We start from the raw sequence: 565 nt of genomic DNA, 5'->3' as shown, positions 1-565 counted from the left end.
GCATTGACCCGCGCCGTCAGTTCCCGCACGCGAACGGGCTTGGTCACATAGTCGTCGGCGCCCAGTTCCAGGCCCAGCACATGGTCGGTCTCGTCGTCGCGGCCGCTCAGGATGATGATCCCGCGGTCGGTCTGGCGGCGCAGTTCCCGCACCACCGGAAACCCGCTGCCGTCAGGCAGCGTCAGGTCGACGATGTACAGGTCTCCGGGCGCGCGCACATTCTCGTCCCAGAAGGCACGCACCGTTTCGACACAGACGACACGATATCCTTCGGCGCCCAGGGCCTCGGACAGCAATTGGCGGATCGCCGCCTCGTCGTCCAGAACAAGCACCTTTGGGATCATGCACCTATCCCGCGTTCCGGATGGCAATCAGTCCCACCCCAGGGGGATACGACCCGTCCATGATTGCAGGAACCGCGGGGTCAATCCAGAGTAGAATGCAAAAATACATTCCTTTTGATACTTTTGGGCCCGGGACCCCGGGGCCTGCGCTCAGTCCGGGGACAGCTGCGCCGGGCCGCGGCCCGCGTTCTGGTTGGCCGGGTGCAGGTGGATGCGATAGC

At 64.6% G+C, this 565-nt stretch carries 1 protein-coding gene; it reads right to left on the bottom strand.

Features of this window, described 5'->3' with window-relative positions:
* On the bottom strand, positions 1 to 344 hold a 344-nt coding region (locus ACLD7X_RS18045; protein ID WP_411425066.1), incomplete at its 3' end, for a response regulator transcription factor.
* Between the last annotated feature and the right edge of the window lie 221 nt (positions 345 to 565).

Origin of the sequence: Aphanothece microscopica RSMan92 (assembly GCF_046613545.2) — a bacterium.
In the GTDB taxonomy this organism is placed as follows: domain Bacteria; phylum Cyanobacteriota; class Cyanobacteriia; order PCC-6307; family Cyanobiaceae; genus NIES-981.
This window is presented reverse-complemented; position numbering and strand designations above follow the sequence as displayed.